This is a genomic window from Kosakonia quasisacchari (genome assembly GCF_004331415.1).
Classification (GTDB): Bacteria; Pseudomonadota; Gammaproteobacteria; order Enterobacterales; family Enterobacteriaceae; genus Kosakonia; species Kosakonia quasisacchari.
In genome coordinates this window covers 87065-109765 of sequence record NZ_SJOP01000006.1, presented here as the reverse complement: position 1 = coordinate 109765, position 22701 = coordinate 87065, and the positions used below count along the sequence as shown (strand labels likewise).

Below are 22701 nucleotides of genomic sequence, written 5' to 3'. Positions count from 1 at the left end.
TTTGCCGCCTCCCTTTGTGGTTAGCGGCGATAGCGCAGCAGCACCATCATCACCAGCGCCAGCGTGCTGAACGAAACCGTATACAACGCCTGCGCCGCGCCCCATTTTGCTGCCAGTAAGGCGGCAATCAGTGTCGCTACGGCGGCGCAGCACGATTGCCAGCGCCATACTTTTGCCGTGGCGGTGGAAACGGCATCGGCATGGAAATTGTGCAACAGGCCGAATGTCCCGACCGCAAAGACCATATTAGACGCCAGATGCGCGGCAAAGATGATGAGCAGCGCGGTTTTTGGATAGGACGTTAAACCCGGCAGCACACAGTAAGCCGCCAGAAAAGCCAGTAAACAGCCGACCAGATAACGGTTGCGGCTGGCATAGCGTTTGAGGTTATCGGCCTTTAGCAGCAGCGGGCCACAAAGCTGACCCAGGCTGCGCGCAAAGATAAGTGGCAGAGCAAGGTCGGTGGCTTCCGCGGGACGCATTTGTTGTATCAGCGCCGGAAGCAGCGCCATTGCAGGCGCGCCGACGGCGGCAAGCGCCGGTAACAACAGCAAGCTGCGTTTTTGTATGACCGGTAAATGATGCCAGCGCAGGGGCTCGGCCTTTTTGTGGTGATTCTCATGGCTTACCGGCGGTAGGTAGCGTGCTGTAGCGCATAGCAACACCGTAGAGAACACAAAACTGATGGCATCGATGGAAAGCAGTGTCACCGGCGATACCCGGTCGAAGAGGACAACGCCAGCGCCTGCGCCAAGCAGCACCTGAGAGGCGAAAATCACGGTTTCCATGCTGGTCGCTGCAGGCAGTTCGTTTGCGCTTAAACCACGTTTAAAAACCAGACTCATGGCAGGCCAGGATAAGCCGGCGGCAAATGCTTCGATCGATTGCACAGCAAGCAGCGCGGGGATGCTGTGTGCCAGCAAGCCGTAGAGCGGCAAAAGCAGCCCGGCGAGGCCAATCAGCTCACACAGCAATAATAAGTGCAGCGGCGAGACACGCCGACAACCGTATTCCCCCAATAAACTGCCAAAAAAACCGGGTAGTGTGGCCAGCATATAGCTCAGCGTGAGCGTTGCCGGGGAGGCATGCCAGCGTAACAACTGACCGAGGATCAGGGTTTGTGTTAACCCATTGCCGATAGAGGAAAAAAGATAGGCACTACCAAACAAGCACAGCCAGCGGTGCTGGCGCAGCGCGCGCACCAGAACCATCAATAATGTGTTCATTGTCGACATTCTCAAGTAAACAGAAAACCGCGTGCGGCATACAGCGCACGGTGCAAAAGTGTGTTCACAGAGAGAGTGTCGTTACATTGGCGAGCCTGATGAATTTCAGAGACCTATAAACGTAGCATCCCTTTTCCTGAAAGAGAAGCGGACGGGAACGTTCGTGTTCCCGCTGGTTTTCATCTGCTAAGCGATAAATAGACTGAGCAGCAGAACCATACCCAGGCCGACCACAGAGTTAATTAACTCCAGCAGCCCCCAGGTTTTGAAGGTGTCTTTCATCGATATGCCGAACGTCTCTTTAAACAGCAGAAAACCGCCGTCGTACATCAGCGTAATGGTGTTGCTGCCGCAGGCTACGGCCAGGCACATCAGCGCCGGGTTGAGGTGAAACGCGCCGACCATTGGCGCGACGATACCCGCAGAGGTGATGGCTGCGACGGCGCCTTGCCCGGTGAGAATGCGGATGATCGCCGTGATTATCCACGCCACGATGAACGGCGACAGCGGAACGTGACTCATAATGTCCACGATGTGGTTACCCACGCCGGAAACCACAATCACCTGTTTCAGAATACCGCCGGCGCTGATGACAAACAGCACGTTGGCAATTTTCGCAATCGCGTCACTGGCGCAGTGGGTGACGCCTTCAGCCGACATTCCACGCTTGATACCGAGGAACCAGATTGCTGCCAGCGTGGCCAGCAGCATGCTGATTTCCGCGCTGCCAAAGAAGATACAGACTTTCACCAGCGCCGATCCTGTGGGCATTAACCCTTTGATAATCGACGCGACAATCATCAGCACCGCCGGGATCAGCGGGATCAGAATGCTGATGCTAAACGGTGGCAGATCCTGCGCGGTTTTTTCTTCGACCGGTTTCATCAGGGAATTCAACGGAATCGCTTTAATACCTGGCAGGTATTTGGGCAGCAGAATGCCCGCGCAAAACAGCGCCGGGATAATCACTAAAATGCCGTACAGATAGACCTGCACAATATCGGCGTTGAACGCGCTGATGAGCGCTACCGGACCCGGCTGCGGCGGGAACAGGCTGTGTCCCATGGTCGCGCCTACCACGGTTGGCACCACTAATTTCATGTACGGAATGTTGGCTTTTTTAGCGATATTCAGCACCAGCGGCATGGCAATCAGAAACGCCACTTCATAAAACATGGCGATGCCAAAAATAACGCCGATAAACATCAGCCCGACCGAAAGAAACCGCGTACCGCAGCGTTCAATGACATTATCCGCAATGCGTTGGCTGGCACCGGATTCGGTCATAAATTTACCGATAATCGCGCCAAAAATAATAATCAATGCGAGATGGCCGAGAATACTTCCCAGGCCGTCTTGAATAACTGTGACAATTTTATCCAGCGGAATGCCTTCCATGATCGCAACAAATATCCCTGCGATCAGTAAGGCGAAAATATTATGGAATTTATATTTAAGGTTCATAACGACCAGGAGTGCAATACCAACCAGCACCCAAAATAGCGCGAGTAACGGAGACATAGAGAATACCTTACGGATTTGCCTTAAATGAAAGCCGGTGGAGCCACCGGCCTGAATGACATTTTATTAATGTTGTTTTTCGAGCGCTTCCCACAAGCCGTGCAGGTAAGTGACACCGAGGGCGCGGTCGTAGAGCCCGTAGCCTGGACGGCCGGTTTCCCCCCAGATAAAGCGCCCGTGGTCGGGGCGGATATAGCCATCAAAACCATTGTCGTAGAGAGATTTCATCACCTGGAACATATCCAGCGAGCCGTAACGGGATAAATGCGCAGACTCATAAAAATCTTTATCTTTAATGAGCTTAATATTTCTTACGTGGGCAAAGTGGATACGTTTACGGCGGGTAAATTCTGCGAGGATTTGGTAGACGTTATTATCCGGATCTTCAGCAATGGAACCGGTGCATAATGTAATACCGTTCGCTTCAGAATCTACTGCATTACAAATCCAGTCGAGATCGTCGCGGTTTTTTACAATGCGCGGCAGACCAAAAATAGAATACGGTGGATCGTCCGGGTGGATTGCCATTTTTATGCCAACTTCTTCACACACCGGAATAATACGTTCAAGAAAATAGACCAGGTTTTCGCGCAATTTTGCGTCGTCGACATCTTTATATTTGGCAAACAGCTCCTGCACTTTTGCCAAACGTTCTGGCTCCCAGCCGGGCAGGGCGAAACCGTTGGAATTTTCCAGCACTTCTTTTACGACTTCGTCGAGAGTTTTATCGATGCCTTTTTTCTCGAACGCCATCGTGAGTGAACCGTCTGGTAGAACGTAGTTCATGTCGGTTTTCATCCAGTCGAAAACCGGCATGAAGTTATAGCAAATCACCTTCACGCCGACTTCCGCCAGGTTGCGGATGGTCTGCTGATAGTTGGCAATTAACGGCTCGCGGCTGGGCAGGCCAATTTTGATATCATCATGAATGTTCACACTTTCAATGACTTCCATCTTTAAACCGGCCTGATGTACCTGATCGGCAAGCGCACGGATTTTCGCTTTTGGCCACACGTCGCCAACCGGAACATCATAAAGCGCGCCAACGACACCTTCGACGCCGGGAACTTGCCGGATATGCTCCAGCGGAATTTTGTCTTCAACTGGACCAAACCAGCGCATTGTCATTTGCATGCTCATTACCACCTTTGAACGTTTTTTCTTAACTGCCATACTAGTATTGATAATAACCGGGCGGTAAGCGCATTTGTGCGATCCACTTCACACAAACCCCTTTGTCGGGATTGAACCTCTTAGAAGCAAACAGAACAGCGCGTTAATCTGCTGATAACGTTTTATTGACAAATATTTTTAAAATAGTGCTTGCGCTGCCAAAGCAACCATGCGTTAATGCGTCGTCGGTTTGATAAATCATTATCTCCAGCAGTTCACTAAAGTCTTTCTCATCTCTAAGTGCCTCCTTGCTACTTCTTTTTGGGTCTTCGCTTTACACTCTGATAAAAAATAATGTCTCAGACCATTACTGCCGCATTCGGCGAAATAAAAAGAAGGTAACAAGCATGTCTACTAAAATGAACGGTATCGTTAAATGGTTCAACGCTGAGAAAGGCTTCGGTTTCATTACTCCGAAAGATGGCAGCAAAGATGTATTCGTACATTTCTCCGCTATCCAGAGCAATGCATTCCGCACTCTTGAAGAAAATCAAGAAGTTGAATTCACTATTGAAAACGGTCCGAAAGGCCCGGCTGCGGCTAACGTGATTCCGCGCTAAGGATTTAGAATTATTAACCATATTCATTTTCGCTGCCCGTGCTGCCACGGGTCGCAATACCGAATTTCCAGTTTTGATATGACTGAGAAAAATCCGGTCGGTGCCAAATGTATTTTTTGCAAATCAGCAATGACCACATTTGATAACATCGCCGCATTTGTCCAGGCCAGCCAGGCACCACTGGAATTCCGTAAATAATAAAAAAACAGGTCAGTTTTCTGACCTGTTTTTTTATTTTAGCAATCAACCCCATCCTCCTGCGACGTACACAACCCGCACCCACATTACCCGGCCATTAACATAATCATTTTGATCGAACGGTTGCTGGTTAACTGCCAGGTCATCTGCCGGTAGTGCAGCTCGCCTTGGTGTGGATGATGAAAAACGCGCTCACCACCCTCACGCACCACCACTTGCTGGCGCGACCAGAACGCACGAAACAGTTCGCTATCATTACTCAGGCTCTGCACAAACTGGTTCAGCCCTTTGTCGTGGGGATAATGCATCGCGTCCGCACGTAACTCGGCGACAATCCGGCTAGCGCGCGTTTCCCAGTTGGCAACCAGCGTTTGCGCCAGCGGATGGCGAAACATAAAACTCATCATATTCGGTTCGGCCTCCTTATCCAGCCAGCCGCTGAACAGTGCCTCCGCGGGTTTATTCCACGCCAGCATATTCCACATCAAATCCAGCAAATAGCAGGGGCAAGCCATCTGATTCACCGTGGCCAGCACAGAAGGTTCAACCGTGATGACGTGCTCTTCCTGCGGATCGTTTTGCAATGCCAGATGAAATAAATATTTGCGCTCTGCGGCAGTCATTTTTAACACGCTCGCGATATTCGATAGGGTTTGCGGTGAAACAACAATATCCCGCCCTTGCTCAATCCACGTATACCAGGTGGTACTGATGCCGCTTAGCTGCGCCACTTCTTCCCGCCGCAATCCGCGCGTACGCCGTCGCCCTTGAGCTGGCAAACCAATATCCGCAGGCGCGGTGTTTTCCCGCTGCGATCGCAAAAAAGCGCCAAGAGTTTTCGGCCCGGCAAATAAGGTACTTTCCATGGGTGGTACTCGTTAATACCAGTATAAGTACACATATTGTACCCCTATAAATGCGGTCGTATAGTCGCCAAAGAGCAACTTTTTGTCGTGCTAAAAAAGGAAAAAGAGAATGGCGATTAATCATCATGAGTTAACAAAAAAGCAGTTTGGCGACCAGGCTCAGGCATACCTGACAAGTCAGGTGCATGCGCAAGGCGCGGATTTAGTGCGTCTGGTCGAGTGGCTGGATAATGATGCGGATGCCTCGCTGCTGGATTTAGGCTGCGGTGCCGGGCATGCCAGTTTTGCCGCCGCAGGCGTGGTGCGCGAGGTGACGGCGTATGATTTGTCGGAAAAAATGCTGGCGGTAGTGCGCCAGGCGGCGAGTGATCGTCAGTTACACAACATCACCACCGCCCATGGCGCGGCGGAAAAGCTGCCATTTGCCGACAAAACATTTGACGTGGTGATCAGCCGCTACTCGGCGCACCACTGGCATGATGTGGCACTCGCGCTGCGTGAAGTGAAACGCGTGCTGAAACCCGGTGGGAAATTTATCCTGATGGATATTGCCTCGCCCGGCCGCCCGGTGCTGGATATCTGGCTGCAAACCATTGAAGTGCTGCGCGATCCGTCCCACGTGCGCAACTACTCTCCAGCCGAGTGGCTGCAAATGACCCAGCAAAGCGGCATGCTGGTTGAGAAGATGGTTTCTGATCGGCTGGGGCTGGAATATCACGCCTGGGTGGAACGCATGAATACGCCGGAGGTATTGCGCGCGGCGATCCGCTACCTGCAAAACCAAACCTCGGATGAGGTAAAAGCGCACTTTCTCATTGGCGACGATGGATCATTTACTTCCGATACGCTGATGTTCCAGACGCGCGTGTAAGCAAAACCGTGCGCCCACCGTGCGGGGCGCACCGATGTCTTAGCCAATCGCGCTACCGATCACGTCACGAATGCGCTGGGCAATGTAACCGACATGGGTTTCCAGCGCGAAATGCCCGGTATCAAGCAGCTCGACCACCGCGTTTGGGTTATCGCGTTTATAAGCGTGCGCGCCTGGTGGGATAAAAAACGGATCGTGCTCGCCCCAGATAATCAACGCGGGCGGCTGGTGGGTGCGGAAAAAGGCCTGAAACTCAGGGTAGCGCTTCAGGTTGTTGGCGTAATCGAGAAACAGATCCAACTGGATCGCTTTATTCCCCGATCGCTCCATCAGGAGCGCATCCAGCTGATACCCTTCCGGTGCGACGCTTTGCGGATCGCGCACGCCGTGCAGATATTGCCATTTTGTCCCTTCCAGATTGAGAATTGCATCGTGAACAACCTGGCGATTTTCCGCTGTTGGTGTGTGCCAGTAAGCCTGAACCGGTGCCCATGCATCACCTAAACCTTCCAGATACGCATTGCCATTTTGCGAAATAAACCCGCTTACCCGCTCTGGATAATGCAGCGCTAACCGCAATCCAGTCGGTGCGCCGTAATCGAAAACATACATGGCGAAACGTTGCAGATTGAGCGCATCGACGAAGGCAATCAGCGTGTTTGCCAGCCCATCAAAGCTATAGGTGTAATTACGTTCAGTGGGGACTTCGGTAAAGCCGAAGCCGGGCAGATCCGGGGCGATAAGGTGAAACTTATCTGCCAGCAGCGGGATCAGCTCGCGAAACTGATGTGAAGAGCTGGGAAAGCCGTGCAGCAGCAGTAAAACCGGGTTTTCCGGGTTACCGGCTTCACGGTAAAACACATTGACGCCATCGACGTCTACAAACAGATAGCGAATCGGGAAATGCGTATTGGCAGCCATATCGTTACCTCTTTTGAAACCGTTAAAAGTTAATTTATAGGGTTACTTCAACGCTGAGTATGGCGAAACAATGTAACTGTGTAAAATGTATTTTATAGGTTACAATGTGCGGGTGAACGAGACTCAGGGGAGAACAACGATGACAGCAGCCACGTTACCTGGCGCAGAAGGCCCGTGGTTTATTGCCGAAGACCATGCGCTGGATTTCATCAACACGCTGGCGATGGCGGAAAAATCGCCGCATGATTTTTGGCAATCCGATGAAGATGTGCGCCAGTGGTTACAGCATATCGGGTTGCAGGTTAACGCAATGGCAAAGCCGGGAGCGTTGCTGGCCGAGGCGCGTAAGCTGAGGGCATTGATTCGCCTGTTGGTCGAAGAGAAAAAGCACGGGCGGGAACTGCCGCTGGACGCACTTAACGACTGGCTGGCGCAGGCGCAAAGCCACGTACGCCTCGAAATGGATGCGCAAGGCTCGCTGCAAACGCAGCGCGTTTATCTCCTTGATACGCCGCAGCAAGCCCTTGCTCCGGTCGCAGAGCTGGCGGCGGCGTTACTGGCAAACGGGCAGTTTGACTATATTCGCCAGTGCGAGCACCCGGATTGCACACTGTGGTTTTACGATAAAACCAAAGCGCATCGTCGCCGCTGGTGCAGCATGGCGCTGTGCGGCAACCGGGCGAAAGTGGCCAGGTTCCGGGCCAAAAGCAATTAATCCGTGGCTTAACGATGAATAAGCCGCGGTGAAATAAGCGATTTTGCACAAGAGTCTTCTTGCAGTGCTAAATTTTCGCAGAAGTCACTGTTATAAATTTACGCATGAGTAGAGGGCTTATGAATCAATCTCTACGGGCGCTGGTGACCTCTTTTATGGCGCAGGCCCGTTGTCTTCGAAAAGATTTTTCCGGCAAAACGGATGGCAAAACTCTCATATCTACGCCATTCAATTATGTAGTGCACGAGATCGCGGGAGCCACGCTGGTGGCCAATCATCTGACGATGGCCAACGTGGCAACGCCGATTCTGGCGATCAGCCGTTACAGCGGCCAGTCGGGGCGCAGAGCAACACCTTGATTTCACCCATGAAAAATGCGCCAGTCACCGCCTCACAACCGAAAATCAACGGCGTCGATATTTCATATCTCACCGCCACGAATGCGGATCACGCGATGATCTTTAGCGGTTTGTCGGAATCTGCCGTACGAAATGTCTCGCTGCAGCATATTCATATCGCTGCCAAATATGGTGCCAGGCACGGTATATGAATGGGCAGGGGAAAACGGTACATATCGAGGCGTAGCAAGGTGCAATGCTGGAACAGGCCCGCAGATGGCGTAGAAACGTAACGGAGGAAATGCCCGGCATGCCAGCGCCGCCGGGCAAATTACTGGCCTAGCGCGGGATAATGTTTTCTGCTTTCAGGCGGTCAAACAGCGCAGTGAAGGAATCCAGCGTGCTGCGATAACCGGTAAAACCGGCTTTGCGGCTTTTGCTCATGTCGGCGAAGGCTTCCATCGGGCGACCGAGATCGGCATCCGTGTGCCACCAGGAGGCCAGTTTACCGATATCTGATTCCGCCAGTTGGTACTTGCCAGCGATCTCCGTCCACGCGGCTTGCGCCTCTTGCATGCGCCCTTCCAGCGGCATCATGCTTGCCGGGAACGCGGCCGCTTCAATACCGAAATACGCCGCTAGCCGTGGCCATAACCAGTTCCAGCGGAACACATCGCCATTCACTGCGTTAAAATCTTCGTTCTCGCCACCTTCGCTCACCGCTGCCCAGCTCAGTTGCTCAGCCAGTAACCCGGCGTCGGTCACATCGGAGACACCGTTCCACTGCTCAGGCGAACCGGGGAAGATAAACGGCCACCCTTTTTCGCGGCACAACGTGGCGTAAACCGCCAGCGTCAGCCCCATGTTCATGGCGTTGCCGAGCGCATAACCGATAATGCTGTGCGGGCGATGTACGCTCCAGCGGTAACCATATTTTTTCGCTCCGGCAAAGACTTCATCTTCCTGAGCGTAGTAGAAATTATCCACGTCCTGGCGGCCTTGCTCTTCGCGAAAAGGCGTTACCGGTACATTGCCTTTGCCGTAGGCTTCGAAGGGGCCAAGATAATGTTTCATGCCGGTAACCAGCGCGACATGCGCCCCGGCCAGGCGCTCGCCCAGCGCCTCAATGACGTTTTTCACCATTGCGCCATTGACGCGAATATTGGCTTTTTCATTTTCCTGGCGCGCCCAGACGCTAAAGAACAGCGCATCGGGTTTCTCGTTTTTCAGCGCCTCTTTGACTGCCGCCGCGTCGGTTAAATCCGCCGTCAGGCTAGTGCATCCTGCCGGAACCGCGCCGCGCCCGCGTGATAAACCTGATACTTGCCAGCCTTCTGCCAGCAGTTTTTCCGCCAGCGCCCGGCCAATCACGCCGCTGATGCCGACAATTAATGCTTTTTTCTGCATGAGATGTTCCTCTACGTTTCGTCTATCTCACAGGCTAATAGAGAATTAATTTCTTATCTCTGGTATTTATTCACACCATTCGCAACTTAAATTCACTAATGCCATGAGCGATCAACGTCTGAAAGATATCGTCCCCTTCGTCGCCAGCGTCGAAGAGGGGAGTTTCACCGCAGCGGCAGAACGCCTGCATCTGACCGGTTCGGCGGTCAGTAAAAGTGTCGCCCGCCTCGAAGCGCGGCTGGGTTCGCGTTTGCTGGAGCGCACCACGCGCCGCCTTGAAGTCACCGATGCCGGGAACGCGTATTACCAGACCTGCATTCGCATCCTTGAGGAGTTGGCGGAAGCCGAATCGGTGCTGGCGGCGCATCGCACTATCCCTGCCGGGCGGTTGCGCCTCGCCGTGCCAAACACCTACGGGCGGTTGGGCGTGATGCCGCTGCTGATCCCGTTTTGTCAGCAGCACCCGGAAATTGATCTTAGCCTGACTTTCTCCGATCGTTTTGTGGATCTCTTCGACGAGGGGATCGACGTTGCTGTACGCATCGGGCAAACCGTTGATTTGCCAGCGTCGCTGGGGTGCCGGCAAATTGGCCGTGAAAAGATGGTTTTTTGCGCCGCGCCCGATTACCTGCAACGCGCCGGGACACCACAAAATGAGGCGGAGCTGATGCAGCACCGGGCCATTCTTTATGAGCGGGTGGATGGCAGCACCAAACCGTGGTTATTTACCACCGCCGACGGGCACCCGGCCTGGCGCAGCGTGCCGTATCGCATGGCGCTCGGTGATGTCGATGCGCAGGTTCAGGCGCTTTGTGCCGGGTTAGGTGTTGGGCAGATGCCGACATGGCTGGTGCACGCGCACGTGCAGCGCGGCGAGTTAGAGGTGATTATGCCGCACTGCCAGCCGCACGGGCTGGCGCTTACGCTGGTGTGGCCGCGGCGTAAACAGTTATTGCCAAAAGTGGATGCGCTACTGATGGCGCTCGGCGCGCTGGAGATATCTCCGCCGCTTGCTGCACCAGCACTTGACCAATGACAAGGCGTTAGATAGCTGACTCTCTTTATAATCAGCCCCGTTTCCCTTCTCACTGGTGTGATTTATGGCTTACCAACTCAACCTCAACTGGCCGGAATTTCTTGAAAAATACTGGCAAAAGAAACCTGTTGTCCTGAAACGCGCGTTCCCTGATTTTGTCGACCCGATTACGCCAGACGAACTGGCAGGGCTGGCGATGGAACCGGAAGTCGACAGCCGCATTGTCAGCCATGTGAATGGTCAGTGGCAGGCATGGAATGGCCCGTTTGAATCGTTTGATCATTTAGGCGAAAAAGACTGGTCGCTGCTGGCGCAGGCGGTCAACCACTGGCATATGCCGTCTGCCGAGCTGGTGAAGCCGTTTCGCGTGCTGCCGGAGTGGCGTTTTGACGACCTGATGATCTCCTACTCCGTGCCAGGCGGCGGCGTTGGCCCGCATATCGACCAGTACGACGTATTTATTATTCAGGGGATGGGCAGCCGTCGCTGGCGCGTGGGCGATAAACTGCCGATGCGCCAGTTCTGCCCGCACCCGGCGCTGCTGCATGTTGATCCGTTCCCGCCGATCATTGATGAAGATTTGGAACCGGGCGACATTCTCTATATCCCGCCAGGATTCCCGCATGACGGTTTTACTCACCAGGAAGCGTTCAACTACTCAATTGGATTTCGTGGGCCGAACGGCCGCGATCTGATCAGCAGCTTTGCTGATTACGCGCTGGAAAACGATCTTGGGAACGAGCACTACAGCGACCCGGATTTAACCTGCCGCGAACATGCTGGCCGGGTAGAAGAGTATGAGCTGGAGCGCGTGCGCAATATGATGATTGAGTTGATTAGCCAGCCGGAGCATTTCAAACAGTGGTTCGGTAGCTTTATCTCCACGCCGCGCCACGAACTGGATGTCGCACCGGAGCCAGACGATTACCGCGTTGAGGACATTGTCGATGCGCTAAAAGAGGGGCAGGTGCTGACGCGTCTGAGTGGTTTGCGTGTGCTAAACGTTGACGGCAGCGTCTTTATCAATAGCGAATACCTGGACACGGCCGATGCGCAAGCCGCCGATGCGCTGTGTCGCTACACCGTTATCGGCCGCAAAGAGCTGGGCAACGCGCTGGATAATCCGGCTTTTGCCCAGGAACTGACCGATTTGGTGAATCAGGGTTACTGGTACTTCGCCGAGTAAAATTTGCTCGTGTTTCCAGCAATAAAGTGACTGAGCATTTAAGATGTTCAGTCACTTCAAATCCCGTCAAAAATAAAATCCATCGCGTTGCGGATAACGTCGCGCTGCGCGCGCATACTGCAAACCTCTTCACCCAAAATCGTCAGGCTGACGCCTGCAAGATCATGGGTCAGTAACAAATACGAGTTCCCTTCGATCTCCAGTACCGGATTTAACCTCTCAACCCGGCGGCGATCTTTGTAATCCGCCAGTGGGCAGAGCGGGATCACCACCCGCGAGTTCATGCTACCGATAATATCGCTCTGTACATCCAGCAGAAACGGGAAATCCCGGCTGTTACTTTTGTTCCGATAAACCGAATATTGCATGGATTAAAACTTCCTGTGTTCATCCGAGAAGTGCCCGCGTTCGGCAATGAATTCATTTAAATCGGCAATGGCGGCGGCATTTTCGCGCTTCCAGCGCTCAGCTGCCAGATTGCGAAGTTCACCTTGCAAGGCGGTCGCCAGCATTTTTGAAAGGTTGATGCCCTCTTTGCGCGCGAGTTCCAGTAGGTCGCGCTCGACGGTCACACTGACGTTTTGCTTGTTTCTCTGTTTAGCTGCAGCAGCAGGCATGGCATTCACTCCTGTGTATATATGTGTGTAGTATACGCAGGCTCTTGCACGTCATCCAACCAAAATTTGCACAATAACAATACACGGTAGCCAGAAAGATATTGCCCGCTCAGCGGGCAATATCTTTATCTCGCGACGATAAAGCGCTTATCGTCGTCGATATAGCTCTTTTCGTCAGCGGCAGCGACAATCGAACCAAAATTCATTTCTGCGCGCAGCTTCCAGCTTTCCGGGATTTGCCACGCGGCGCGAACATCGAGATCAATTAACGGGTTGTAGTGTTGCAGATTGGTGCCAATGCTCTTTTCCGCCAGCGCCAGCCACACCGCGTACTGGGCGATACCGCTGCTCTGTTCTGACCAGACGGGGAAATTGTCGGCATAAGCGATGTACTGACGCTGCAGATGAGTGACCACTTCCTGATCTTCAAAAAACAGCACGGAACCGGCTGCGGCGGCAAAGCCGTCGAGTTTATCGGAGGTGGCATGAAAGCTCTCCGCCGGGATCACTTTGCGCAGCTGATCGCGCACCATCTCCCAGAAACGATCATGCTCTTTACCAAGCAGGATCAGCGCCCGCGAACTTTGTGAGTTAAATGCCGACGGCGCCTGGCGGATAGCCTCTTTAATAATTTCAACCACGTTATCTTCGGCAATGGGTAAATCTTTGCCGAGGGTATAAATGGTCCTGCGCGCTTTGGCAAGCGAGAGGAAGTCGTCCACTGCAATGTGGGCAATCCTCGGTTTTAACTCCGCTTCCAGCAATGCCTGGGGCTTGACGGCCTGCGGTGCGTCATCGGTACGGGCGAGTGTCGATTTCAATATCTGCTGAAACGGATCCATCAGGTGCGGCTCCTGTCATGAGCGTCAGTAGGGTTAAAAGTCTCATTATCAGAGCATACGCCAGAGAATTTCGATCCTTCAAATAGATGGAAGAAAGCGTGGTATTTGGCACAAAAAATGGTGCGTCGTGGCATCAATATTGTGATGATGTGGAAAAGACAATACGTTTGAGTTAATCCTGAACCTCGCATTTATTACCGATTATGTGACAGATTTTCACCTTGCAGGTGAAGTATGCACAATAATATTCAACGACATTTCGAAAAGAGCGGCGTTTAATTTTTAAAATAAAGGCAAAAGGGATATTTAGAACAATGCTGTTAATAATTCATTATTAACTAACTTTTTGCTTTATATCATTCTTTTAACGTTTCAGCTTATGGCAGAGCGGAATGCGCCCGCACCGATGACCGACGACACAATCATGCTGGTCATCCTGTAGGGTGATATTTTTATTTTTTCTGCTGTCGATATTCATTGTTTTTAATAAGCGATAAGCTGTGCGAAAAGTCTTGGTGCAATAAGTTTGGCTATTTTACCTCTGGTAATAGGAGGCATTGTAAGCAGGCGCAAAACCGGCTCTCTGAGACAGGAATGCTGGTAAAAAACCTTCCCAAAATAAGTGTTAATTTTTTACTTTCAACGGGTTAGTGAAGAATTTAACAAAATAGATAGATGTATTTTTGTGGTGAATATTTCTTGCCTTCACCACGCTGACCAGGCAAGTTGTTGCGCGCATAGCGGGCCATGCGGAACAGAAACCATGAATAATGAAAAAAAACGGCTGGATCACCAGGACGAAGATGCAAAACATCTCTTCGAATTGCTGCACATCAATTCTGACTGGGTGTGGGAAGTTGACGCGCAGGGACGCTATACGTGGTCTTCCGAGGTCGTAACGGAATTACTCGGCGTACCGCCCGACGAGGTCATTGGCAAAACCCCTTTTGATTTTATGCCGCCCGGCGAAGCGGAACGTGTGGCGGGCGCGTTTGGCGCGATTGTCATGGAGAAACGTGCGTTTTCTGGCCTGGTCAACCGCAATCAACGCGCCGATGGTAGCATTGTGGTGCTGGAAACCAGCGGCATCCCGCTGTTTGATGAGCAGGGCGAGCTGCGCGGTTATCGCGGGATTGATCGCAACATCTCCAACCTTGGCGAGCGGGTGCTGCAACTGGAGACCATTTACGAAACCACGCCGGTGGCGCTGTGTATGATTGATCGCCATGGCCGTATGGTGATGTCCAACAAGGCGATGGCAAAATTGTTGGGCGACGCGCTGGAAACGGAGGATCACTTTCAGCGTTTGATGCCCGATTACTGGCCTTTTTTCCTGACGGATTTCGCCCTGGCGGATAAGCGCGAGGCGCTGCCGTCACGCGAGTTGGGCTGGCGCGATCGCTGTTACGATATTCAGGCTGTACCGGTCTATGACGCCATGGATATGGTGGTGGGGTTATCGGTCACGTGGGTTGATATCACGGAACGTCGGCAGGCGGAGCACAAGCTCGCCAGCGCAAATAAAATATTGCAGCAGTACGCGCAACACGATCACCTGACCGGATTGTTTAACCGTCGCTATATGGATGAGTGTCTGCTAGCCGAGATTTCCCGCGCCTTGCAGGATGATTTTCCGCTGTCGGTGTGTCTGGCTGATATCGACTACTTCAAAAACTACAACGATACCCAGGGGCATCAGGCCGGGGACGATTGCCTGCGCCTGGTTGCCCGCACGCTCACCTCGTCACGCTTGCGCAGCGGCGATAACGTCAGCCGTTACGGTGGCGAAGAGTTTCTGATTATCCTGCCGGGGACGAACCTGATGCAGGCGATGAATGTTGCCGAAGATGTGCGTGGCAATATCAACGCGCTCAGCGTACCGCACGCGGCCAGCCCGACCGGTTTTTTGACCATCAGTATTGGTGTGGCGACATTGCAAGCCGGGCAAGTGCATTTTGAAGGTAAACCGCCGCATATGATTGCCAGCGGCCTTATTCACCGAGCCGATAGGGCGCTGTATGCCGCGAAAAAACAGGGCCGCAACCAGGTGGTGTCGGCGTGGGATAGCCCGTTAACGTCGTAGGGAGCCTGATGGCTCCCGGTTTACGTGATTACGCCAGCGCGTGTTTCCAGTCAGCAATTAGATCGTGTTCATCTTCAATGCCCACCGACAGGCGGATCAGCTGCGGTGTGATGCCGTTTGCCAGGCGCTGTTCAAGCGGAATTGACGCGTGAGTCATGCTAAACGGCTGGCTGACCAGGCTCTCTACACCGCCCAGGCTTTCCGCCAGCGTAAACAGTTTCAGCTTATTGATAATCTCTGTCGCCCGCGCGTCGTCGCCTTTGATGACCACCGAAATCATGCCGCCCGGCAGCGCCATCTGTTTGCGCGCCAGCTGATAATGCGGGTGCGATTCCAGCCACGGGAACCAGACTTTTTCCACCTGCGGTTGCTGTTCCAGCCAGCGGGCGAGAGCCAACGCGTTGCTGCTGTGGCGCTCCACGCGCAGGGAAAGCGTGCGAATGCCGCGTAACGTGAGGAAACTGCTGAACGGATCGAGCACCCCGCCCACGGCGTTTTGCAGATAACCGAGTTTTTCAGCCAGCGCCGGGTTATCGCCGACCACAGCCAAACCAGCAACCACATCAGAGTGCCCGTTCAGGTATTTCGTGGCCGAATGCACCACGATATCAAACCCTAATTCCAGCGGGCGATGGATAACCGGCGACGCGAAAGTGTTATCTGCCACGCTGAGAATATTGTGACGCTTGGCGATGGCGGCAATCGCCGCCAGATCCGCCAGCTTCAGCAACGGGTTGGTTGGCGTTTCCACCCAGATCATCCGCGTGTCGGGGCGAATAGCGGCTTCGAGCCCGGCAATATCGTCCGGTTTGACCCAGCTCACCTGTAACCCGGCGCTGCGGCGGCGCACATTTTCAATCAGGCGGTAAGTGCCGCCGTAAACATCATCAATTGCCACCAGATGGCTGTCTTTATCCAGCAACTCCAGCACGGTGGAGATGCTGGCAAGGCCGGAAGCAAACGCGTAACCACGCGTGCCGCCTTCCAGCTCGGCAATGGCCGTTTCCAGCGCGTGGCGCGTCGGGTTGCCGCTGCGCGAATATTCGTAACCGGTGTGTTGCCCCGGTGCAGGCTGCGCGAACGTGGAGGTGGCGTAAATGGGCGGCATCACCGCGCCGTGTTGGTCGTTGAATGCGCCGCTGTGGACGCTCTGCGTTGCCAGTGTTTTCATTTTATTTCCCTTATTGTTCAAGACGGTTGCGCCAGGTGGTCAGCACATCGCTGCGGGTTATCAGGCCAACAAAGCGGCCGTTGTCGGCGATCACTGCCACCAGGCCGCGATCGAAAATGGCGTACAGCGCGCTTTCCGGCGCGTGTTTATCAAGAATTTCCACGTTGCGGGTCATCGCCGCTTTCACCGGCAACGCGAAACGCGCACTGTCGCCGCGCACGTGGCTTATCAGATCCCACTCGTCGACAATGCCTACTACCTGGCCGTTTTCCAGCACCGGCAGTTGCGAAATATCGTACAGGCGCATGCGCGCCAGCACGGCGGCGAGGCTATCCTCTGGCGCGGCGGTGACGGTTGCTCCTTCGTCGTGGCGCAGGGCGATAAAATCCGTGAGGTCGCCGTTAGAAGGGCGGCTCAGCAACCCTTGCTGGCGCATCCAGTCATCGTTAAACATCTTCGACAGGTATTTGTTGCCGCTATCGCAGGCGAACGTCACCACGCGCTTTGGCGTGGTTTGCGCCTGGCAGTAACGCAGAGCAGCGCTGAGCAGCGTCCCGGTGGACGATCCCGCTAAAATTCCTTCCTGTTGCAGCAGTTCTCTGGCGGTGGCGAAGGCTTCGCGATCGGTAATGCGGAAGGCTTTGCGCACGCCGTCAATGTGTGCCAGCGGTGGAATAAAATCTTCGCCAATGCCTTCAACCAACCAGGAACCTGGTGTGCTGTAGCGGCCATGTTCAACCTGATCGGCCAGGATCGAACCGGCCGGATCGGCCAGCACAAACTCGGTGTGCGGCGAGTGTTTGGCGAACCAGGCTTGTAGCCCGCCAAGCGTGCCGCCGGAGCCGACGCCAACGACGATGGCGTCGATTTTGCCATCCAGTTGGGCGAAGATTTCCGGGGCGGTGGTGGAAGTATGCGCCAGCGGGTTCGCGTCGTTATTGAACTGGTCGATGTAAAACGCGCCCGGCGTCTCTTGCGCCAGGCGGCGCGCATAATCCTGGTAGTAAGCCGGATGGCCTTTGTTAACGTCTGAGCGGGTAAGCACCACTTTTGCACCCAGCGCGCGCAGGTGGAAAATCTTCTCGCGGCTCATTTTGTCCGGCACGACCAGCACCAGCGAATAGCCCTTTTGCGCGGCGATCAACGCCAGCCCCAGTCCGGTGTTACCGGCAGTGGCTTCAATAATTGTCCCGCCGGGCGCGAGCAGACCAAGGCGTTCGGCTTCGTTAATCATCGACAACGCGACCCGGTCTTTAATCGATCCGCCGGGGTTTTGGTTTTCCAGTTTGAGAAATAATTCGCATGGCCCGCTCGCCAGTTTATGTAACTGCAACAGCGGTGTTTGACCGATCAATTCGGTTACTGAATGGAAGACTGACATTGTAGATTCACCCGTAAACAATCGTGATGTGCGGATGATAGGTCTGTCATTTTGCCTGTTTAAATAACCTTTATTCGGCGTTTAGAGCTTTTAGAAATATAAAACGCTATTTAGCCGTCAGGATGGCGAGCCATACAGTCGTCCGGATGGATTGATTGCCAGAAAAGCGGGTTTTTGCGCTGATTTCAGTCACTTTTCCCCTTACGTTCGCCGCAGTTATGCGATTTTCGGCAATACAATGTGAAATAAAGTCTTATCGTCACAACCCCTGCTTCACCTCCTTTAGCGTGTTTGGTTATAAGTAATGTCTATTTGGTTATTTGAATTATAACTGCGGCTGATTATTATCATCTGGACATCCATACCGCTAAACTGCCAAACGGAAACACCCACGAATGATTGTCCTCAGGAATATCTCCAAGATTTTCGACCAGGGAAAGGCATCGATTACCGCCGTCGACAGCGTCAATCTGACGGTTGAGCAGGGGCAGATTTACGGCATTATCGGCTACAGCGGCGCCGGAAAAAGTACGCTGATTCGCTTGCTGAATGGGCTGGAAAAACCGACCTCCGGCAGCGTCGTAATTAATGGCCAGGACATTGCCGCCGCACGCGGGGAAACCCTGCGCCAGGCGCGGCTGAAGATCAGCATGGTTTTTCAGCACTTCAATTTACTGTGGTCGCGCACGGTGAGCGAAAACATCGCTTTTTCAATGCAAATTGCCGGTGCGCCAAAAGTACAGATTAACGCCCGCGTAGCGGAACTGATTGAGCTGGTGGGGCTGAAAGGGCGGGAAAATGCTTATCCGTCGCAATTGAGCGGCGGGCAGAAACAGCGTGTGGGTATTGCCCGCGCACTGGCGAATAACCCGGATGTGCTGTTGTGCGATGAAGCCACCTCGGCGCTGGACCCGCAAACCACCGATCAGATCCTCGATTTGCTGCTGGATATTAATCGCCGTTTCAAACTGACTATTGTGCTGATCACCCATGAAATGCATGTGGTGCGCAAGATTTGTGACCGCGTGGCGGTGATGGAGGATGGCAAAGTGGTGGAAGAGGGCGATGTGCTGAGCGTTTTTACTCATCCGCAACAGCCGATCACCAAACAGTTTGTGCGCCAGGTGAGCCAGTATAAAGAAGAAGAGGCATTCAACCCGGAGCTGAACAGCGATCTCGACGGCACGGTGATCAAGCTGACCTTTACCGGCCACAGCACGCACCAACCGATCGTCGGCGAGCTGACGTTGCGCTATGGGCTGCCGTTTAACATTTTGCACGGCAAGATGTCGCAAACCGCGCACGGCGTCTTTGGACAATTATGGGTGAACGTGAAGGCGACCCCGGAACAACTGAACAATATCCTTGCGGACCTGAGCAAAACGGATATTGAAAGCGAGGTCGTGACACATGGCTGACTCCCTCTTTCCGCATCTGAAATGGGCGCAACTCTGGGCGGCGACGCAAGAGACGCTGTATATGACAGCGCTGTCGGGCGCGGCGACCTTTGTGCTGGGCATTGTGCTCGGTCTGGCGCTGTTTCTCACCGCGCGCGGCGGCCTGTTCCAGAACCGTACGTTGTACAGCGTGATTTCGATTGTGGTGAACGTCTTCCGTTCTATTCCGTTCATCATTTTGATTGTGCTGTTAATCCCGTTTACCAAAACCCTCGTTGGCACCATTCTTGGCGCGAACGCCGCGCTGCCTGCGCTTATCGTCGGTGCCGCGCCGTTTTATGCGCGTCTGGTCGAGATTGCGCTGCGCGAGGTAGATAAAGGGGTGATTGAGGCGACGCGTTCAATGGGCGCGCGGTTGAGCACACTGGTATTTCGGGTGTTACTGCCCGAATCATCACCTGCGTTGGTGTCCGGGATCACCGTGACGCTGATTGCGCTGGTGAGCTACAGCGCCATGGCCGGGGTTATCGGCGCTGGCGGGTTGGGCAATCTTGCTTATCTGGAAGGATTCCAGCGGAACCATAACGACGTCACGCTGGTGGCGACGGTGACCATTCTTATCATCGTCTTCATTATCCAGTTCTGCGGCGACGTGATTACTTCTCTGTTAGATAAACGATAATTATTGGAAACCAACATCATGAAAAAAACACTGACACTGATTGCCGCAGCTACCCTCAGCGTGCTGAGCTTCTCCTCCTGGGCAGATACGCTGACCGTAGGCGCGTCAAACGTGCCACATGCCGAAATCCTTGAACAGGCAAAACCGATTCTGGCGAAGCAGGGAATTGATCTGGAAATCAAACCGTTCCAGGACTACATCCTGCCGAACACGGCGCTGGCCAGCCGCGAACTGGACGCGAACTACTTCCAGCACATTCCGTACCTGAACAGCGTGATCAAAGACCACGCGGGCGACAAAACCTATGATTTTGTTAGCGCAGGTGCCATCCATATTGAGCCGATTGGTATTTACTCCAAAAAATACAAATCGCTGAAAGATCTGCCGCAGGGCGGCAAAATCATCATGCGTGACGCGGTCTCTGAAGAGGGGCGCATTCTCTCTATCTTCGAAAAAGAGGGCGTCATCAAGCTGAAACCGGGTATCGACAAAGTGACGGCGCGTATCGATGACATCGTGGATAACCCGAAAAAACTGAAGTTCCTGCCGAACGTGGAAGCGGCGCTGCTGCCGCAGATGTACAACAACGATGAAGGCGATGCGGTGGTGATCAACGCGAACTATGCGATTGATGCGGGTCTTGACCCGGTTCACGATCCGATCGCGGTTGAAAGCGGCGAAAATAACCCGTATGCCAACATCATTACCGTACACCGTGGTGACGAGAAGAAAAAAGATATCGTGGCACTGGTGAACGTACTGCACTCCAAAGAGATTCAGGACTGGATCCGTACCAAATATAAAGGCGCGGTGATCCCGGTTAACAACTGATTTTCCCCTTCTGCGCGGTCTTGCTGGCCGCGCAATTCTCTGCTGTTTTCCCGCCTCTGACTTTCGCTGTGACTAATCTCACCAATTTTAAACAATCGAGTTAATACTTATTAACAATGCACTACTATTGCCGGGTTGACCAACTGCGGGGGTAGAGATGAAAGATGTCGTGATAGTCGGCGCGGTCCGCACGCCTATCGGCTGTTTTCAGGGCGCGTTGTCACGCCTTTCTGCCGTCGAGTTAGGCAGCCAGGTGGTGCATGCGCTGATAGAGCGTAGCGGTGTGCAGCCACAAGATATCGACGAAGTGATTCTCGGCCAGGTGCTGACAGCAGGCGCCGGGCAAAACCCTGCGCGACAGTCGGCGATCAAAGGCGGCCTGCCGAATACGGTTTCGGCGATCACCATTAATGATGTGTGTGGCTCCGGGCTGAAAGCGTTGCACCTGGCCGCACAGGCGATCCAGTGCGGCGAAGCCGATGTGGTGATCGCCGGTGGGCAGGAGAATATGAGCCGTGCGCCGCATGTGCTGACCGACAGCCGCACCGGCGCGCAACTCGGCAACAGCCAGCTTATTGATAGCCTGGTGCATGACGGTTTGTGGGATGCGTTCAATGATTATCATATGGGCGTAACGGCGGAAAACCTGGCGCGTGAATATGGCATTAGCCGCGAGCGCCAGGATGAGTGGGCGTTAAGCTCGCAGCATAAAGCGCGTGTTGCTATCGATTCCGGGCGTTTTCGCGATGAAATTGTGCCGGTGAGCGCGATGGGGGCTGAGGGGCAGGTGCTGATTATCGATACCGATGAACAACCGCGTACCGATCCCAGCGCGGAAGCGCTGGCGAAACTCGCGCCCGCTTTTGAACAAAGTGGCTCGGTCACCGCCGGTAACGCCTCGCCGATCAATGACGGTGCAGCGGCGGTGCTGGTGATGAGCGAAGCAAAAGCGCAGGAACTCAATTTACCGGTGCTGGCGCGCATCCGCGCGTTTGCCAGCGTTGGTGTCGATCCGGCGTTAATGGGGATTGCGCCGGTTTATGCCATGCGCCGCTGCCTTGAGCGCGCGGGCTGGCAACTTGGTGATGTCGATTTGATTGAAGCGAACGAAGCTTACGCCGCGCAGGCGTTGTCGGTAGGCAAAATCCTCGAATGGGATGAGAAGCGGGTGAATGTCAACGGCGGGGCGATAGCGTTGGGTCATCCGATTGGCGCTTCCGGCTGCCGCATTCTGGTTTCGCTGGTGCATGAAATGCAAAAACGTCATGCCCGTAAAGGGCTGGCAACTTTATGCATTGGCGGTGGCCAGGGCGTCGCGCTGGCGATTGAACGCGATTAATCTCACCTTAAGTTAAATAAAGCCTTCCACCTGGAAGGCTTTATTGTTTGTGACTAACGTCTCAGCCGCCGTTTCAATTAAATTAAAACCTCAATATGTCGCTCTAATAATTATCCTGCGTTATTTAAAAACACTTCTGCTACGCCGTAATTTACTATTGTTTCCTCCGTTACAATTTGAAATGTAAGAAATAAGTCTGCTTATTATTTGCTGATCGGTTTTGTAGCTCTCTGTTTTGCATTGTGTTTTTTATTTGTATTGAATTTTGTAAGCTAACCGTTAATAGAAAATTGGTGTGATCTTTATCATATTAATTTGCGGGTGAAGGGAAAATATATTG

At 53.5% G+C, this 22701-nt stretch carries 24 protein-coding genes; 13 read left to right on the top strand and 11 right to left on the bottom strand.

Features of this window, described 5'->3' with window-relative positions; genetic code table 11:
* Positions 1 to 20 precede the first annotated feature (20 nt).
* From E0L21_RS08350 to uxuA, 3 genes are all read right to left on the bottom strand, one after another.
* Positions 21 to 1226 (bottom strand): MFS transporter, encoded by a 1206-nt coding sequence (locus E0L21_RS08350; protein ID WP_131408446.1) that lies wholly within the window; start codon positions 1224 to 1226, stop codon positions 21 to 23.
* Between the two features lie 186 nt (positions 1227 to 1412).
* Positions 1413 to 2747, bottom strand: a complete 1335-nt coding sequence (locus E0L21_RS08345) for a gluconate:H+ symporter (RefSeq protein ID WP_131408444.1) — start codon at positions 2745 to 2747, stop codon at positions 1413 to 1415.
* A 66-nt stretch (positions 2748 to 2813) separates the two neighbouring features.
* Complete coding sequence (gene uxuA, locus E0L21_RS08340; protein WP_131408442.1) at positions 2814 to 3881, bottom strand: mannonate dehydratase; 1068 nt, start codon at positions 3879 to 3881, stop codon at positions 2814 to 2816.
* A gap of 386 nt (positions 3882 to 4267) precedes the next feature.
* Here uxuA and cspE point away from each other — a divergent pair, with 386 nt between their 5' ends.
* Together cspE and ymcF are read left to right on the top strand one after the other, a co-directional pair.
* On the top strand, positions 4268 to 4480 hold the full coding sequence (cspE, locus tag E0L21_RS08335) for a transcription antiterminator/RNA stability regulator CspE (RefSeq protein ID WP_086873559.1): 213 nt from the start codon (positions 4268 to 4270) through the stop codon (positions 4478 to 4480).
* 9 nt (positions 4481 to 4489) lie between these two features.
* Positions 4490 to 4678: a cold shock small protein YmcF gene (gene ymcF, locus E0L21_RS25205; RefSeq protein ID WP_131408660.1), complete on the top strand. Its 189-nt coding sequence runs from the start codon at positions 4490 to 4492 to the stop codon at positions 4676 to 4678.
* A gap of 86 nt (positions 4679 to 4764) precedes the next feature.
* Here the strand turns inward: ymcF and E0L21_RS08325 are convergent, their stop codons facing one another.
* Positions 4765 to 5544 carry a helix-turn-helix transcriptional regulator gene (locus E0L21_RS08325; RefSeq protein ID WP_131408440.1) on the bottom strand — a complete coding sequence of 260 codons (780 nt, stop codon included), beginning with the start codon at positions 5542 to 5544 and terminating at the stop codon, positions 4765 to 4767.
* Between the two features lie 109 nt (positions 5545 to 5653).
* Between E0L21_RS08325 and E0L21_RS08320 the strand changes: the two genes are divergently transcribed.
* On the top strand, positions 5654 to 6415 hold the full coding sequence (locus E0L21_RS08320) for a class I SAM-dependent methyltransferase (RefSeq protein WP_131408438.1): 762 nt from the start codon (positions 5654 to 5656) through the stop codon (positions 6413 to 6415).
* A gap of 39 nt (positions 6416 to 6454) precedes the next feature.
* Here E0L21_RS08320 and E0L21_RS08315 read toward each other — a convergent pair whose 3' ends face one another.
* Positions 6455 to 7336, bottom strand: coding sequence for an alpha/beta fold hydrolase (locus E0L21_RS08315; protein WP_131408437.1), 882 nt, complete (start codon positions 7334 to 7336; stop codon positions 6455 to 6457).
* Positions 7337 to 7475: 139 nt separating this feature from the next.
* On the opposite strand from E0L21_RS08315, the gene E0L21_RS08310 reads away from it, so the two are divergent.
* The 3 genes from E0L21_RS08310 to E0L21_RS08300 all read left to right on the top strand — a co-directional run bounded on the left by E0L21_RS08310 (position 7476) and on the right by E0L21_RS08300 (position 8601).
* Positions 7476 to 8051: a CGNR zinc finger domain-containing protein gene (locus E0L21_RS08310; RefSeq protein ID WP_131408435.1), complete on the top strand. Its 576-nt coding sequence runs from the start codon at positions 7476 to 7478 to the stop codon at positions 8049 to 8051.
* A gap of 119 nt (positions 8052 to 8170) precedes the next feature.
* Positions 8171 to 8410, top strand: a complete 240-nt coding sequence (locus tag E0L21_RS08305; protein WP_131408433.1) for a hypothetical protein — start codon at positions 8171 to 8173, stop codon at positions 8408 to 8410.
* 8 nt (positions 8411 to 8418) lie between these two features.
* Positions 8419 to 8601, top strand: a complete 183-nt coding sequence (locus tag E0L21_RS08300; RefSeq protein WP_131408431.1) for a hypothetical protein — start codon at positions 8419 to 8421, stop codon at positions 8599 to 8601.
* A gap of 127 nt (positions 8602 to 8728) precedes the next feature.
* Here the strand turns inward: E0L21_RS08300 and E0L21_RS08295 are convergent, their stop codons facing one another.
* Positions 8729 to 9796, bottom strand: coding sequence for an SDR family oxidoreductase (locus E0L21_RS08295; protein ID WP_131408428.1), 1068 nt, complete (start codon positions 9794 to 9796; stop codon positions 8729 to 8731).
* A 103-nt stretch (positions 9797 to 9899) separates the two neighbouring features.
* Here E0L21_RS08295 and E0L21_RS08290 point away from each other — a divergent pair, with 103 nt between their 5' ends.
* Both E0L21_RS08290 and E0L21_RS08285 read left to right on the top strand, forming a co-directional pair.
* Positions 9900 to 10832: a LysR family transcriptional regulator gene (locus tag E0L21_RS08290; protein ID WP_131408426.1), complete on the top strand. Its 933-nt coding sequence runs from the start codon at positions 9900 to 9902 to the stop codon at positions 10830 to 10832.
* Between the two features lie 64 nt (positions 10833 to 10896).
* Positions 10897 to 12018, top strand: coding sequence for a ribosomal protein uL16 3-hydroxylase (locus E0L21_RS08285; RefSeq protein WP_131408424.1), 1122 nt, complete (start codon positions 10897 to 10899; stop codon positions 12016 to 12018).
* A 56-nt stretch (positions 12019 to 12074) separates the two neighbouring features.
* On the opposite strand, the gene E0L21_RS08280 is transcribed toward E0L21_RS08285, so the two are convergent.
* The 3 genes from E0L21_RS08280 to E0L21_RS08270 form a co-directional block, all read right to left on the bottom strand.
* Positions 12075 to 12386, bottom strand: coding sequence for a CcdB family protein (locus tag E0L21_RS08280; RefSeq protein ID WP_131408422.1), 312 nt, complete (start codon positions 12384 to 12386; stop codon positions 12075 to 12077).
* Between the two features lie 3 nt (positions 12387 to 12389).
* Entirely contained in the window at positions 12390 to 12635 is a 246-nt protein-coding gene (locus E0L21_RS08275; protein WP_131408420.1) for a type II toxin-antitoxin system CcdA family antitoxin, read from the bottom strand.
* Between the two features lie 125 nt (positions 12636 to 12760).
* Positions 12761 to 13477: a nitroreductase family protein gene (locus E0L21_RS08270; RefSeq protein WP_131408418.1), complete on the bottom strand. Its 717-nt coding sequence runs from the start codon at positions 13475 to 13477 to the stop codon at positions 12761 to 12763.
* Between the two features lie 763 nt (positions 13478 to 14240).
* On the opposite strand from E0L21_RS08270, the gene E0L21_RS08265 reads away from it, so the two are divergent.
* Positions 14241 to 15560: a sensor domain-containing diguanylate cyclase gene (locus tag E0L21_RS08265; RefSeq protein ID WP_131408416.1), complete on the top strand. Its 1320-nt coding sequence runs from the start codon at positions 14241 to 14243 to the stop codon at positions 15558 to 15560.
* A 28-nt stretch (positions 15561 to 15588) separates the two neighbouring features.
* On the opposite strand, the gene E0L21_RS08260 is transcribed toward E0L21_RS08265, so the two are convergent.
* Positions 15589 to 16731 (bottom strand): trans-sulfuration enzyme family protein, encoded by a 1143-nt coding sequence (locus E0L21_RS08260; protein ID WP_131408414.1) that lies wholly within the window; start codon positions 16729 to 16731, stop codon positions 15589 to 15591.
* A gap of 10 nt (positions 16732 to 16741) precedes the next feature.
* Entirely contained in the window at positions 16742 to 18112 is a 1371-nt protein-coding gene (locus E0L21_RS08255) for a pyridoxal-phosphate dependent enzyme (protein ID WP_131408412.1), read from the bottom strand.
* A gap of 395 nt (positions 18113 to 18507) precedes the next feature.
* Here E0L21_RS08255 and E0L21_RS08250 point away from each other — a divergent pair, with 395 nt between their 5' ends.
* The 4 genes from E0L21_RS08250 to E0L21_RS08235 all read left to right on the top strand — a co-directional run bounded on the left by E0L21_RS08250 (position 18508) and on the right by E0L21_RS08235 (position 22361).
* Positions 18508 to 19530 carry a methionine ABC transporter ATP-binding protein gene (locus tag E0L21_RS08250; protein ID WP_131408409.1) on the top strand — a complete coding sequence of 341 codons (1023 nt, stop codon included), beginning with the start codon at positions 18508 to 18510 and terminating at the stop codon, positions 19528 to 19530.
* Positions 19523 to 20191, top strand: coding sequence for a methionine ABC transporter permease (locus tag E0L21_RS08245; RefSeq protein ID WP_131408407.1), 669 nt, complete (start codon positions 19523 to 19525; stop codon positions 20189 to 20191). The genes E0L21_RS08250 and E0L21_RS08245 overlap by 8 nt, the downstream gene beginning before the upstream one ends.
* An 18-nt stretch (positions 20192 to 20209) precedes the next feature.
* A complete protein-coding gene (locus E0L21_RS08240) occupies positions 20210 to 21022 on the top strand; it encodes a MetQ/NlpA family ABC transporter substrate-binding protein (RefSeq protein ID WP_131408405.1) in 813 nt (270 codons plus the stop codon).
* A gap of 157 nt (positions 21023 to 21179) precedes the next feature.
* Entirely contained in the window at positions 21180 to 22361 is a 1182-nt protein-coding gene (locus tag E0L21_RS08235) for an acetyl-CoA C-acetyltransferase (RefSeq protein ID WP_131408403.1), read from the top strand.
* The last annotated feature ends 340 nt before the right edge of the window (positions 22362 to 22701 follow it).